Here is a 13,230-nt window from a genome sequence, read left to right on the forward strand (position 1 = left end):
GGGGATGCTGCATCTGCGGATGATCGTGCCCCCGGACCGCACGGAGGCGGTGACCGAGCTGATCGGGTCGACGGTCGGCACCGCCCACCTGGTGGTCCTGCCCGGAGCGGCCCGGGACCCCGCCGGGGACCTCGTCATGTGCGACGTCGCCCGCGAGGCGGGCGACGAACTCCTCCACGGCCTGCGGGATCTGAAGCTCGATCAGGACGGGTCGATCGCCGTCGAGAACATCGACCTGTCGATGTCGGAGCGGGCCGACGCGGCCGAGGAGGACGCTCCCGGCGAGGGCGCGGACGCGGTGATCTGGGAGCAGTTGGCGGAGGCGACCCACGAGGAGTCGACGCTCTCGTTCACGTACCTCTCCTTCATGGTCCTGGCCACGATGATCGCCGCCTGCGGTGTCGTCCTGGACAACGCGATCCTCATCGTGGGCGCCATGGCGGTCGGCCCGGAGTTCGGCCCGATCGCCGGGGTGTGCACGGCGATCGTGCAGCGGGCACCGCGGCTGGCCGCGCGCTCGCTCATCGCGCTGCTGTTCGGCTTCGTGGCCGCGATCGTGTCGACGACCGTGTTCAGCCTGCTCATGGACTGGCTGGACCTGTTCAGCGAGTCCATGCTGGACGGGGAGCGGCCGCAGACCAGTTTCATCTGGCAGCCGGACCCCTTCTCGCTGGTGGTGGCGCTCCTCGCGGGGGCGGCCGGCACCCTGTCGCTGACCTCGTCCAAGTCCGGGGCACTGGTGGGCGTGGCCATCTCGGTGACGACCGTACCGGCCGCCGCCAACGCGGCGGTGGCCCTCAGCTACGGCGAGGTCGGCCAGATGTGGGGGTCGATCGAGCAGCTGCTCCTCAACCTGGCGGCGCTCATGGTGTCGGGCACCGCGACCCTCGCACTGCAGAAGAAGCTGTGGACGACGCAGCGCGGCAAGGTGAAGCGCCGCCTGCGCCGGGGCTGAGTCCGGGTACGGGAAGGGCCCCGCCGCACCGGAGTGCGCGGGGCCCTTCCCGTACCGGTCGGGAGTCGCCTAGCCGAGGGCGGACTTCACGACGTCGGCGAGGCGCTGGGCGACCGAGCGGGCCTGCTCGATGTCGGCGGCCTCGACCATGACGCGGACCAGCGGCTCGGTGCCGGAGGAGCGGAGCAGCACGCGGCCGGTGGTGCCCAGCTCGCGCTCGGCGTCGGCGACGGCGGCGGCCAGCTCGCCGGAGGTGGAGACGCGGGACTTGTCGACGTCCTTCACGTTGATGAGGATCTGCGGCAGCCGCTCCATGACGGAGGCCAGCTCCGCGAGGGACTTGCCGGTGGCGGCGACGCGGGCGGCCAGCATGAGGCCGGTGAGGGTGCCGTCGCCGGTGGTGGCGTGGTCGAGCACGATGACGTGCCCGGACTGCTCGCCGCCGAGGGCGTAGTCGTGCTCCTTCATGGACTCCAGGACGTAGCGGTCGCCGACCGCGGTCTGGACGAGGGTGAGGCCCTCGCGCTCCATGGCGAGCTTGAAGCCCAGGTTGGACATGACGGTGGCGACGACGGTCTCGCCGCGGAGCGTGCCGGCCTCGCGCATGGCGAGGGAGAGCACGGCGAGGATCTGGTCGCCGTCCACCTCCTCGCCGGTGTGGTCGACGGCGAGGCAGCGGTCGGCGTCGCCGTCGTGGGCGATGCCGAGGTCGGCGCCGTGCTCCAGGACGGCGGCCTTGAGCAGGCCCAGGTGGGTGGAGCCGCAGCCGTCGTTGATGTTGAGGCCGTCGGGGGCGGCGCCGATGGTGACGACCTGGGCACCGGCGCGGGTGAACGCCTCGGGGGAGACGCGGGCGGCGGCGCCGTGGGCCTCGTCGAGGACGATCTTCAGGCCGTCGAGGCGGTTGGGCAGCACGGAGAGGAGGTGGGAGACGTAGGTCTCGAAGCCCTCGTCGTAGTCGCGGACGCGGCCGACGCCGGCACCGGTGGGGCGGTCCCAGGGAGCGCCGGTGCGGTGCTCCTCGTAGACGGCCTCGATCTTGTCCTCCAGGTCGTCGGCGAGCTTGTGGCCGCCGCGGGCGAAGAACTTGATGCCGTTGTCGGGCATGGCGTTGTGGCTCGCGGAGAGCATCACGCCGAGGTCGGCGCCGAGGACGCCGGTGAGGTGGGCGACGGCGGGGGTCGGCAGGACGCCGACACGCAGGACGTCGACACCGGCGCTGGCGAGACCGGCGACGACGGCCGCCTCCAGGAACTCTCCGGACGCGCGCGGGTCACGACCGACCACGGCGGTCGGCCGATGGCCCTCGAAGGTACCCGCCTCGGCGAGCACGTGCGCCGCCGCGACCGACAGGCCGAGCGCGAGCTCCGCCGTCAGGTCGGCGTTGGCGACGCCGCGTACGCCGTCGGTGCCGAAGAGTCGTCCCACAGCTGTCCTCCGAAAATGCGTGCCCAGGGGTGGAAAAGTCCAGGGGTGAAAAAGGTTAAGAAAAAACGTACGCCCCGACGGCACGCGCAGTGCGCCGGGGCGTACGTACAAGCAGTGCTGGCAGGCGATTAACGCTTGCTGTACTGCGGGGCCTTGCGGGCCTTCTTGAGACCGGCCTTCTTCCGCTCGACCGCGCGGTCGTCACGGGAGAGGAAGCCGGCCTTCTTCAGCGCCGGGCGGTTGTTCTCGACGTCGGCCTCGTTCAGGGCACGGGCGACGCCGAGGCGCAGGGCACCGGCCTGGCCGGAGACACCGCCACCCGCGATGCGGGCGATGACGTCGTAGCGGTTGTCCAGCTCGAGCACCTTGAAGGGCTCGTTGACTTCCTGCTGGTGGACCTTGTTCGGGAAGTAGTCCTCGAGCGTACGCCCGTTGATCTTCCACTTGCCGGTGCCCGGGACGATCCGGACGCGGGCGATGGCGTTCTTGCGACGGCCCAGGCCGGCGGCCGGCTGCGGGTCGCCGAAGCGCGACGCGAGGGACTCGGAGGTGTAGTCACCCTCGACGACCTCGGTCTCGGTGGTGTACTCCTCGACGCCCTCGAACTCGTCGACAGGGGTCTCAGGGGTGGTCTCGGCCACGATGCTCCTCAGATTTCTTTCGTTCTTAGGGGGTGTGGCCGGAACTACTGCGCGACCTGGGTGATCTCGAACGGGACCGGCTGCTGGGCAGCGTGCGGGTGGTTCTCGCCCGCGTAGACCTTCAGCTTCGAGAGCATCTGACGGCCCAGGGAGTTCTTGGGGATCATGCCCTTGATGGCCTTCTCGACGGCCTTCTCGGGGTTCTTGTCCATGAGCTCGTCGTAGCGGACGGAGCGCAGACCACCCGGGTAGCCAGAGTGGCGGTACGCCATCTTCTGGGTCTTCTTGTTGCCGGACAGGTGGACCTTGTCAGCGTTGATGATGATGACGAAGTCGCCCATGTCCATGTGCGGGGCGTAGACGGGCTTGTGCTTGCCTCGCAGGAGGTTCGCAGCCGTCGTCGCCAGACGGCCCAGGACGATGTCCTGCGCGTCGATGATGTGCCACTGGCGAGTGACATCGCCGGGCTTGGGGCTGTACGTACGCACTTCGTAGCCTTCGCTTCTTCAGTGGATGGAGTCCAGACACACCTGAAGCGATCATGCAGCTGGGGCCTGCACTGCCGGGACACCGCCCGTATGCGAGCCACTGGTAACTGCTCCAGGGAACCTGCGCAAGGGCCTCTCGCGTGAGAACGACACAGCCCATACGCATAACAAACGTGAAGCCTACCCGGGCTCCCCGGGGCGGGTCAAAACGCGCGGCCGTCCCCGGGACTCCGCCCGCCGGCCGTCCCGCGCCCCTGGGTGTCACCCGTCGTACGCCGCCCGCGCCGCCTCCACCTCCTCGATGTGCCCGTCCGCCCACTCCTTGACCGCCGCCACCACCGGCAGCAGCGACTCCCCCAGCGGGGTCAGCGCGTAGTCGACCCGGACCGGCACGGAGGGGGTCACGGTGCGGGAGACCAGACCGTCCCGCTCCAGGGTGCGCAGGGTCTGCGTGAGCATCTTCTGGCTGACGCCGGCGACCTTGCGGCTCAGTCCGGCGTAGCGGCGGGGGCCGTCCGCCAGGGCGTTCAGGACGAGGGTGACCCACTTGTCGGAGAGCCGGTCGAGAAGCTGCCGGGCGGGGCAGCCGGCGAGATAGGCGTCATAGGCGCGGCGCGCCTCGGCGCGGTGCTCGGCGGCGGTACGGGTGGCCATGGGCGCTCTCCCTCGGGTGCGGTACGCACTTCCAGGTGCCTGCTTCCCCCCGGAGAGTAGCCCTCCCTAGGTTCGTGAGGACCGTCACACCGGACCGTCCCCTCGGTCCGGTCGTCCCCTCGAAAGGCCCCGGCCCATGCGCGCACTCGTCCTCGACTCCTTCGGCGGCCCCGAGGTCCTGCGGATCGCCGACGTCCCCGTCCCCGCCACCGGCCCCGGGCGGGTCCGCGTGCGGGTCGAGGCCGCCACCGTCCACCCGGTGGACCTCGCCACCCGCGCCGGCGTCCTCGCCGGGGCCGGGCTGATGAGCGGCGGGGGCCGCACCGGGCTCGGCTGGGACGTGGCCGGGGTCGTCGAGGAGACCGGCCCGGGCGTCACCCGCGTCCGCCCCGGCGACCGGGTCATCGGCATGAACGACCGGCTCGACGTCCCCCTCGGCACCCAGGCCGAACACGTGGTCCTGGACGCGCACGCGGTGGCGCCGGCGCCGGCCGGACTCGACCCCGCGGCCGCCGCGACCCTCCCGCTCGCCGGGCTGACCGCGCTCCAGGCCCTGGACGCCCTCGACCTGGCGGAGGGCGGGACGCTGCTGGTCACGGGCGCGGCCGGCGCGGTCGGCGGGTACGCGGCGCAGCTCGCCGCCGCACGCGGCCTGCGGGTGGTGGCGACCGGCCGCGCCGCCGACGAGACCCTCGTACGGGAGCTGGGCGCCGCCCTCTTCGTCCCCGCGGGCCCGGGCCGGCTCGGCGAGGCGGTCCGCGCCCTGGTCCCCGGCGGTGTCGCCGGGGCGCTGGACGCCGCCGTCCTGGGCGCGGCGGCCCTGGACGCGGTCCGTACCGGCGGCGCCTTCGCCGCCCTGGTCGCGGGCGGCGCCCCGTACCCGCTCCGCGGGATCCGGGTCGCCCCGGTCTGGGTCCGCGCGGACCAGGAGGGGCTGGCCCGCCTGTCGGCCCTCGCCGAGGCGGGCACCCTCACCCCCCGCGTCGCGGGCACCCTGCCGCTGGCGGAGGCGGCGGAGGCCCACCGCCGTCTGTCCCGGGGCGGCCTCCGCGGCCGCCTGGTCCTGCTGCCGTGAGGGCCCGGCGGGGGCAAACCGCCCGCCCGGCCGCCCGCGGTCAGCGCGCCCGCTCGACCCGCCGCTCGTCCCACACCGGCTCGGTCGTCTCCCGCACCACGCCGTCCGAGCCGAAGACCAGATAGCGGTCGAAGCTCTTGGCGAACCAGCGGTCGTGGGTGACGGCCAGGACCGTGCCCTCGTAGGACTCCAGACCGTCCTGGAGCGCCTCCGCGGACTCCAGGTCCAGGTTGTCCGTGGGCTCGTCGAGGAGGAGCGCCGTCGTGCCGGCCAGCTCCAGGAGGAGGATCTGGAAGCGCGCCTGCTGGCCGCCGGAGAGCTTGTCGAAGGGCTGGTCGCCCTGCCGCTCCAGCTCGTAGCGGCGCAGCATGGACATCGCCGCGCCCCGGTCCTTGGCGTGCTCGGTCCACAGGATGTCGACGAGCGGGCGGCCGGTGAGCTCGGGGTGGGCGTGGGTCTGGGCGAAGTGCCCGGGGACGACCCGCGCGCCCAGCTTCCACAGGCCCGTGTGGGCCACCGACCCGTCACCGGCCAGGAGCCGCAGGAAGTGCGACTTGCCGGAGCCGTTCGAGCCGAGGACGCCGACCCGCTCCCCGTAGAAGATCTCCAGGGAGAAGGGCTTCATCAGCCCGGTGAGCTCCAGGTTCTCGCAGGTCACGGCCCGGACGCCGGTACGGCCGCCGCGCAGCCGCATCCGGATGTCCTGCTCGCGCGGCGGCTCCGGCGGCGGGCCGGCCTCCTCGAACTTCCGCAGCCGGGTCTGGGCCGCCGCGTACCGGGAGGCCATGTCGTGGCTGACCGAGGCCGCCTGCCGCAGGTTGACGACGAGCTTCTTCAGCTGGGCGTGCTTCTCCTCCCAGCGCCGCTTCAGCTCCTCGAAGCGCGCGAAGCGGTCCCGCCGTGCCTCGTGGAAGGTGTCGAAGCCGCCGCCGTGCACCCACACGTCGGAGCCGGCCGCGCCGGGCTCCACCGCGATGATCTTCTGCGCGGCCCGGGAGAGCAGCTCCCGGTCGTGGGAGATGAAGAGCACGGTCTTGCGGGTCTCCCGCAGCCGCTCCTCCAGCCACCGCTTGCCGGGCACGTCGAGGTAGTTGTCCGGCTCGTCGAGGAGCAGCACCTCGTCGGTGCCGCGCAGCAGCGACTCCAGGACGAGCCGCTTCTGCTCGCCGCCGGAGAGCGTGCGCACCTGACGGAACTGCGCCTTGTCGTACGGCACGCCCAGCGCGGCCATGGTGCAGATGTCCCAGAGGGTCTCGGCCTCGTACCCCTGCACCTCGGCCCAGTCGGCGAGCGCCTGCGCGTACTTCATCTGCGCGGCCTCGTCGTCGACGGTCATGATCAGGTGCTCGGCCTCGTCGACGGCCTTCGCCGCCTCCCGGATCCGCGGGTGCGCCACGGAGACGAGCAGGTCGCGGACGGTCGACTCGTCCCGTACCGAGCCGATGAACTGCGGCATCACGCCGAGCCCGCCGCTGACGGTGACCGAGCCGCCGTGCGGCTGGAGGTCTCCCGCGATCATTCGCAGGAGGGTGGTCTTGCCGGCGCCGTTGGCCCCGACGAGCGCGACGACGGCGCCCTCCCCGACCCGGAAGGAGGCGTCCCCGAGCAGGACCCTCCCGTCGGGAAGGTAGTACTCCAGATGCGCGGCCTCGACATGTCCCATGAGGTGCATTGTCACCGCCCGCGTCCGTTTCTCCCAAGCGGTTTAGGATGCGCGGCATGAGCTTTGGGGGACCGCAGTGGCCGCAGGAGCCGCAGCATCAGGGGCAGCAGGGGCACGGACAGCAGCAGGGGTACGGGTACCCGCAGCAGCCGGGGCCGTACGGGCAGCCGCAGCAGCCGGCCCACGGACAGCAGTGGCAGCAGCGGCCGGACCCGTTCGCGGCGGGCCGGGACGGCGGCGACGCCCCTGACTGGGGCGCCCTCGCGGACGCCTCGGCGGCGGGCAGGCGCCGCAGGCGCCGGCTGCTGATCGCGGGCGGCGCGGTGGCCACGGTGGCCGTGGGCGCGATCGTCGCCACCGCCGTCGTGGCGACGAACAAGAAGAACGACGAGGCCAAGAACAGCGGCCCGACGCCCACGGGCTCCGTCACCGCGACGGTCTCCCCCACCCCCGCGCCGACCTTCTCCTCCGTGGCCCCGCCGCCCCCGCCGGACCCGAAGGACTACATCACCGACCCGAAGAAGGACAGGGCGCCGCTGACCACCGACGGGCTCTACCCCGGGACGAAGCTCACCATGTTCGGCCGCCCCTACAAGAAGGGCGCGACCTCCGCGACGAAGAACTGCGCCTCGGTGACCACGGGCGGGCTCGGCTCGGTCCTGCAGAAGAACGGCTGCGAGCGCGTGCTGCGCGCCACCTATGTGAAGGACGGCGTGGCGATCACCGTCGGCGTGGCCGTCTTCCCCTCCGAGAAGGCGGCCCTGGCGGCGAAGAAGCAGGCCACCGGCGGCATCGCGCCCCTCGCCGGCAAGGGCGTCGGCTCGTTCTGCCACGCCACCGTCTGCCTCCGCCGCTCCAACTCGGTCGGCCGCTACGCCTACTTCACGCAGGCCGGCTTCGCGAACGGCACCAAGGTCACCACCAAGGACAAGCCCGTCTTCCAGGCCAGCGACGACCTCGGCACCTTCGTCTTCAACCAGATCTACGCCCGCGGCAAGAGCCAGGCGAAGGCGGCCGCGGCCTCCTCGGCCCCGCCGCGGTAGCGGGGCCCGGGCTCAGCAGCAGCCGGCCGCGCCGGGGAGGGTGCGCTTGTTGCGGGCCTCCCGGCTGCGGGCGGCGAGCTGGTCGTCGGCCGGGTAGCCGACCTCTTCGAGGGTGAGGCCGTGCGGGCGGACGACGTGCACCGCGGAGTCGCGGACGCCGGCGGCCAGCACCTTCCCCGGCCACTCGACCGGCCGGTGGCCGTCGCCGACGAAGAGCAGCGCGCCGACGAGCGAGCGGACCATGTTGTGGCAGAAGGCGTCGGCCTTGACCGTGGCCTCCAGGATGCCGTCGGGCCGCCGCTCCCAGCGCAGCTCCTGGAGCGTGCGGATGGTGGTGGCGCCCTCGCGCTTCTTGCAGTACGCGGCGAAGTCGTGCTCGCCCAGCAGCGCCGCCGCGGCCTCGTTCATGGCGTCCATGTCGAGGGTCCAGTCGTGCCAGAGCACATGGCCGCGCAGCAGCGGGTCGACGCCGCCGGGGTGGTCGGTGACCCGGTAGGCGTACCGGCGCCAGATCGCCGAGAACCGGGCGTTGAAGCCCTCGGGGGCCTCGGCGACGCTCCACACCCGCACGTCGTGCGAGAGCCGTCCCGCGAGCCGCCGCAGCAGCTTCTCGCGGTGCTCCTGCCACAGCTCCTCCGGCAGGTCGACGTGGGCGACCTGTCCGCGCGCGTGCACGCCGGCGTCGGTCCGGCCGGCGACGGTCAGCTCGAACGTCTCCGGGGAGCGCGTCACGGTCTTCAGCGCGGACTCGATCTCGCCCTGGACGGTCCGCTGCCCCCGGGCCTGCTTGGCCCAGCCGGAGAAGTCCCGGCCGTCGTACGAAAGGTCCAGCCGTACCCGTACGAACCCGGGCTGCACGTCATCACTCACTCGGAGATCCTCTCAGACACACGGGAACGGGCCCGCACCCCAGGGGGTACGGGCCCGTCCGCGAGAAACGTCGGAAGAACGCTTACGCGTCCTTCGCCTCGTCCTCGGTCGCCTCGACGGCGGCGGCCTCGTCGGCCTCCTTGACGGCGCGCTTGGTGGCGGCCTCGGCCTCGGCGACGGTCGCCTTCTTGGCGATCTCGCCCTCGACCAGTTCGATCACGGCCATCGGGGCGTTGTCGCCACGACGGTTGCCGATCTTCGTGATGCGGGTGTAACCACCCGGACGCTCCGAGTAGCGCGGGGCGATCTCGGTGAAGAGGGTGTGGACGATGCCCTTGTCGGTGATCGTCTGCAGCACCAGGCGACGGTTGTGGATGTCGCCCTTCTTCGCCTTGGTGATGAGGCGCTCGGCGACGGGACGCAGACGGCGGGCCTTGGCCTCGGTCGTCGTGATGCGGCCGTGCTCGAACAGCGACTTCGCCAGGTTGGCGAGCAGCAGCTTCTCGTGAGCGGCGGAACCGCCGAGGCGGGCACCCTTCGCGGGACGCGGCATGGTGTTTCTCCTTGTGATCTGCACCGGCCGTATGAGGTACCGGTGTCAGTGTCCGAGCGGGCGGTCACCCGTCGGAGACCGGGGCAGGGCCCCGGAAGGGGCGCGGGGAACTGCGCGACCAGCGACAGTCCACCCGCACCCGAGTACGGACCCGAAGGGCCCGAGCTCTTAGTACTGCTCGGTCTCGACGAAACCGGCGTCCGCGTCGTCGTCCGCGCCGAAGGCGTCGGCGGCGGCGGTCGGGTCGAATCCGGGCGGGCTGTCCTTGAGGGCCAGGCCCATGCCGGCCAGCTTCGCCTTGACCTCGTCGATCGACTTCGCACCGAAGTTGCGGATGTCGAGCAGGTCGGCCTCGGAACGCGCCACGAGCTCACCCACGGAGTGGATGCCCTCGCGCTTGAGGCAGTTGTACGAACGAACGGTGAGCTCGAGCTCCTCGATCGGCAGCGCGAGGTCGGCGGCGAGGGCGGCGTCCGTCGGGGACGGGCCCATGTCGATGCCCTCGGCGTCGATGTTCAGCTCGCGGGCGAGACCGAACAGCTCGACCAGGGTCTTGCCGGCGGACGCCATGGCGTCGCGCGGGCGCATGGCCTGCTTGGTCTCGACGTCGACGATGAGCTTGTCGAAGTCGGTGCGCTGCTCGACTCGGGTCGCCTCGACCTTGTAGGTGACCTTGAGGACGGGCGAGTAGATGGAGTCGACCGGGATACGGCCGATCTCCTGGCCCACCTGCTTGTTCTGGACGGCGGAGACGTAGCCGCGACCGCGCTCGACGGTCAGCTCCATCTCCAGCTTGCCCTTGGCGTTCAGGGTCGCCAGGACGAGGTCGGGGTTGTGCACCTCGACACCGGCCGGGGGCGCGATGTCGGCGGCGGTGACCAGACCCGGGCCCTGCTTGCGCAGGTACATCACGACCGGCTCGTCGTGCTCCGAGGAGACGACCAGCTGCTTGATGTTGAGGATGAGGTCGGTGACGTCCTCCTTGACGCCCGGCACGGTGGTGAACTCGTGCAGGACACCGTCGACGCGGATGCTGGTGACAGCGGCACCCGGGATCGAGGAGAGGAGGGTACGGCGGAGGCTGTTGCCGAGGGTGTAGCCGAAGCCCGGCTCCAGCGGCTCGATCACGAACCGGGAGCGGAACTCGTCGACGACCTCTTCGGTCAGCGACGGACGCTGAGCGATAAGCATGTGTGTTCCTTCAGTCGTGGACGCCCACTATTTGACGCCCGACGGGGGTGGAGCGGTACTGCGTACTGCAAGGGTACGGGCGGTACGCCCCCCGGAGGGGACGCACCGCCCGGATGCCCTGGTCAAGCAGGCCGTACGTCACACGCGGCAGCGCTGAACGCGCTGCCCCGGATCAGACGCGGCGGCGCTTGGGGGGACGGCAGCCGTTGTGCGGCGTGGGGGTGACGTCCTGGATCGAGCCGACCTCGAGGCCGGTGGCCTGGAGGGAGCGGATCGCGGTCTCACGGCCGGAGCCGGGACCCTTGACGAAGACGTCGACCTTGCGCATGCCGTGCTCCTGCGCGCGGCGGGCGGCCGACTCGGCGGCCATCTGCGCGGCGAAGGGGGTGGACTTGCGCGAGCCCTTGAAGCCGACGTGGCCGGCGGAGGCCCAGGAGATCACGTTGCCCGAGGGGTCCGTGATCGAGACGATCGTGTTGTTGAACGTGCTCTTGATGTGCGCGTGGCCGTGAGCGACGTTCTTCTTTTCCTTGCGGCGCACCTTCTTGGCAGCGCCCTGACGACCCTTGGGGGGCATCTCTTACTCCTACGGGAGGTGGTCGGTCCTACAGCGAAGACCGCTTGGTCAAGCGTCCGCTGAGGACTACTTCTTGCCCGGCTTCTTCTTGCCGGCGATGGCGCGACGCGGGCCCTTGCGGGTACGAGCGTTCGTGCTGGTGCGCTGGCCGCGGACGGGCAGGCCACGACGGTGGCGGAGGCCCTGGTAGCAGCCGATCTCGACCTTGCGGCGGATGTCGGCGGCGATCTCGCGGCGGAGGTCACCCTCCGTCTGGAGGTTGGCGTCCACGTACTCGCGGATCTTGACGAGGTCTTCCTCGGCAAGGTCGCGGACACGGGTGGACGGGTCCACGCCGGTGGCGGCGAGGATCTCCTCGGACCGGGTACGCCCGATGCCGAAGACGTAGGTGAGTGCGACCACCACGCGCTTCTCGCGCGGGATGTCAACACCGGAAACGCGTGCCATTCAATGGCTCCTGTGTTCTCGGGGGTCTGCTGCAGAACCGTTCCCGGCTGCCGTGTGAGGTACAGATCGGGTCCCCGGCCCCCGCCGGAGGTGCCGTCAACCGTGCGAGGACGGTCGGACGGGCTCTGCGTATGTACGTGTTGCTATGCGTCGCGCGAAGAACTGCGAGATGCAGGTTCGGTCGGCGTGCGTCAGCCCTGGCGCTGCTTGTGGCGCAGGTTGTCGCAGATGACCATGACCCGGCCGTGACGGCGGATCACCTTGCACTTGTCGCAGATCTTCTTGACGCTCGGCTTGACCTTCATGGGATGTGAGGTTCTCCGGGTCAGTGCCACCACCCGCGCGCGGAGGCGGGGTGCGGGCAAGATCTACTTGTACCGGTAGACGATCCGGCCACGCGTCAGGTCGTACGGGGAGAGCTCCACGACGACCCGGTCGTCCGGGAGGATGCGGATGTAGTGCATCCGCATCTTGCCGGAGATGTGCGCGAGGACCTTGTGACCGTTCTGGAGCTCCACCTTGAACATGGCGTTCGGCAGGGACTCGATCACGGTGCCCTCGATCTCGATGGCACCTTGCTTCTTGGCCACGCTTCGCCCTTCGAATCGGCTACCTTGATCGACTCTCGCTCTCCCGGTGCGGACACACGGGTACACGAGAGCCGACGCATCAGTCTACGCCAGGCCCCTCGAAAAGACGAATCCGGGGAATCTGCCCAGCGCGGAAGATCGTTACTCCGCCGGTTTCCCGGCGATCAGGCCAGGGGGTCCGGCGCGGCGGTGACGCCCAGCTCCGCCAGCTTCGCCTTGCCGCCGTCGACCGCGGTCAGGACCAGGGGGCCCTCCTCGGTGAGGGCGACGCTGTGCTCCCAGTGGGAGGACCAGGTGCCGTCGGTGGAGACGACGGTCCAGTCGTCCGACAGCACCTCGGTGTGCGGCGTGCCCAGGGAGACCATGGGCTCGATGGCCAGGCAGAAGCCGGGGACCAGCTTCGGACCCTTGCCGCGCTTGCGGGAGACGTAGTTCAGCAGGTGCGGGTCCATGTGCATCTCGGTGCCGATGCCGTGGCCGCCGTAGTCCTCGACGATGCCGTACTTGCCGAGGCTGTGGTCGCCGACGGCCGGCCGCGGCTGGCGCTTGATGTACGTCTCGATCGCCCGGGAGATGTCGACCAGGCGCGCGCCCACCCGCATCGCGGCGATGCCGGCCCACATCGAGCCCTCGGTCACGCGGGAGAGCTCGATCAGCTCCGGGGCGTGACCGGTGCCGACGAAGGCGGTGTAGGCGGCGTCGCCGTGCCAGCCGTCGACGATCGCACCGCAGTCGATGGAGATGATGTCGCCGTCCTTGAGGACGGTCTTCTCGTCGGGGATGCCGTGGACGACGACCTCGTTGACCGAGGTGCAGATGGTCGCGGGGAAACCGCCGTACCCGAGGAAGTTCGACTTCGCCCCGTGGTCGGCGATCACCTTGCGCGCGACCTCGTCGAGGTCCTTCGTCGTCGCGCCCGGCACGGCCGCCTCGCGGGTCGCCGCGTGGATGGCGGCGACGACCAGCCCCGCCTCGCGCATCTTCGCGATCTGCTCGGGGGTCTTGATCTGCACCATCGTGACGGGGGCCTTTCCTACGAGTACGGGGACAGAACA

The 13,230-nt window shown here is 71.0% G+C and carries 16 protein-coding genes; 3 read left to right on the forward strand and 13 right to left on the reverse strand.

The window, feature by feature from the left end; translation table 11 throughout:
- Positions 1 to 4 precede the first annotated feature (4 nt).
- Positions 5 to 955, forward strand: a complete 951-nt coding sequence (locus tag ACFVU3_RS23130; protein WP_390068893.1) for a DUF389 domain-containing protein — start codon at positions 5 to 7, stop codon at positions 953 to 955.
- 69 nt (positions 956 to 1,024) lie between these two features.
- Here ACFVU3_RS23130 and glmM read toward each other — a convergent pair whose 3' ends face one another.
- The 4 genes from glmM to ACFVU3_RS23150 all read right to left on the reverse strand — a co-directional run bounded on the left by glmM (position 1,025) and on the right by ACFVU3_RS23150 (position 4,166).
- Positions 1,025 to 2,383 carry a phosphoglucosamine mutase gene (gene glmM, locus ACFVU3_RS23135; RefSeq protein ID WP_390068895.1) on the reverse strand — a complete coding sequence of 453 codons (1,359 nt, stop codon included), beginning with the start codon at positions 2,381 to 2,383 and terminating at the stop codon, positions 1,025 to 1,027.
- Positions 2,384 to 2,511: 128 nt separating this feature from the next.
- Positions 2,512 to 3,024: a 30S ribosomal protein S9 gene (gene rpsI, locus ACFVU3_RS23140; protein WP_030494273.1), complete on the reverse strand. Its 513-nt coding sequence runs from the start codon at positions 3,022 to 3,024 to the stop codon at positions 2,512 to 2,514.
- A 44-nt stretch (positions 3,025 to 3,068) separates the two neighbouring features.
- Positions 3,069 to 3,512: a 50S ribosomal protein L13 gene (gene rplM, locus ACFVU3_RS23145; protein ID WP_360308966.1), complete on the reverse strand. Its 444-nt coding sequence runs from the start codon at positions 3,510 to 3,512 to the stop codon at positions 3,069 to 3,071.
- Positions 3,513 to 3,773: 261 nt separating this feature from the next.
- Positions 3,774 to 4,166: a winged helix-turn-helix transcriptional regulator gene (locus ACFVU3_RS23150; RefSeq protein WP_390068897.1), complete on the reverse strand. Its 393-nt coding sequence runs from the start codon at positions 4,164 to 4,166 to the stop codon at positions 3,774 to 3,776.
- Between the two features lie 136 nt (positions 4,167 to 4,302).
- Here ACFVU3_RS23150 and ACFVU3_RS23155 point away from each other — a divergent pair, with 136 nt between their 5' ends.
- Entirely contained in the window at positions 4,303 to 5,241 is a 939-nt protein-coding gene (locus ACFVU3_RS23155; RefSeq protein ID WP_390068899.1) for an NADP-dependent oxidoreductase, read from the forward strand.
- Positions 5,242 to 5,281: 40 nt separating this feature from the next.
- On the opposite strand, the gene ACFVU3_RS23160 is transcribed toward ACFVU3_RS23155, so the two are convergent.
- Positions 5,282 to 6,904: an ABC-F family ATP-binding cassette domain-containing protein gene (locus ACFVU3_RS23160; protein ID WP_390068900.1), complete on the reverse strand. Its 1,623-nt coding sequence runs from the start codon at positions 6,902 to 6,904 to the stop codon at positions 5,282 to 5,284.
- A gap of 56 nt (positions 6,905 to 6,960) precedes the next feature.
- Between ACFVU3_RS23160 and ACFVU3_RS23165 the strand changes: the two genes are divergently transcribed.
- Complete coding sequence (locus ACFVU3_RS23165) at positions 6,961 to 7,947, forward strand: hypothetical protein (protein ID WP_390068902.1); 987 nt, start codon at positions 6,961 to 6,963, stop codon at positions 7,945 to 7,947.
- A 12-nt stretch (positions 7,948 to 7,959) separates the two neighbouring features.
- On the opposite strand, the gene truA is transcribed toward ACFVU3_RS23165, so the two are convergent.
- The 8 genes from truA to map all read right to left on the reverse strand — a co-directional run bounded on the left by truA (position 7,960) and on the right by map (position 13,191).
- A complete protein-coding gene (gene truA / locus ACFVU3_RS23170; RefSeq protein WP_390068904.1) occupies positions 7,960 to 8,817 on the reverse strand; it encodes a tRNA pseudouridine(38-40) synthase TruA in 858 nt (285 codons plus the stop codon).
- 82 nt (positions 8,818 to 8,899) lie between these two features.
- Positions 8,900 to 9,370: a 50S ribosomal protein L17 gene (gene rplQ, locus ACFVU3_RS23175; protein ID WP_031012120.1), complete on the reverse strand. Its 471-nt coding sequence runs from the start codon at positions 9,368 to 9,370 to the stop codon at positions 8,900 to 8,902.
- A gap of 168 nt (positions 9,371 to 9,538) precedes the next feature.
- The gene (locus ACFVU3_RS23180) at positions 9,539 to 10,561 is read right to left on the reverse strand and encodes a DNA-directed RNA polymerase subunit alpha (protein ID WP_030759338.1); all 1,023 of its coding nucleotides are present in this window, start codon (positions 10,559 to 10,561) and stop codon (positions 9,539 to 9,541) included.
- Positions 10,562 to 10,733: 172 nt separating this feature from the next.
- Positions 10,734 to 11,138, reverse strand: coding sequence for a 30S ribosomal protein S11 (gene rpsK / locus ACFVU3_RS23185; protein WP_003956432.1), 405 nt, complete (start codon positions 11,136 to 11,138; stop codon positions 10,734 to 10,736).
- 66 nt (positions 11,139 to 11,204) lie between these two features.
- Positions 11,205 to 11,585: a 30S ribosomal protein S13 gene (rpsM, locus tag ACFVU3_RS23190; RefSeq protein ID WP_030759345.1), complete on the reverse strand. Its 381-nt coding sequence runs from the start codon at positions 11,583 to 11,585 to the stop codon at positions 11,205 to 11,207.
- 191 nt (positions 11,586 to 11,776) lie between these two features.
- Positions 11,777 to 11,890, reverse strand: a complete 114-nt coding sequence (gene rpmJ, locus ACFVU3_RS23195) for a 50S ribosomal protein L36 (protein WP_003956441.1) — start codon at positions 11,888 to 11,890, stop codon at positions 11,777 to 11,779.
- Positions 11,891 to 11,953: 63 nt separating this feature from the next.
- Complete coding sequence (gene infA, locus ACFVU3_RS23200; protein WP_003956442.1) at positions 11,954 to 12,175, reverse strand: translation initiation factor IF-1; 222 nt, start codon at positions 12,173 to 12,175, stop codon at positions 11,954 to 11,956.
- Between the two features lie 164 nt (positions 12,176 to 12,339).
- Positions 12,340 to 13,191: a type I methionyl aminopeptidase gene (gene map, locus ACFVU3_RS23205; RefSeq protein ID WP_390068906.1), complete on the reverse strand. Its 852-nt coding sequence runs from the start codon at positions 13,189 to 13,191 to the stop codon at positions 12,340 to 12,342.
- Positions 13,192 to 13,230: the final 39 nt, after the last annotated feature.

It is taken from the genome of Streptomyces sp. NPDC058052 (assembly GCF_042885515.1).
In the GTDB taxonomy this organism is placed as follows: Bacteria; Actinomycetota; Actinomycetes; order Streptomycetales; family Streptomycetaceae; genus Streptomyces.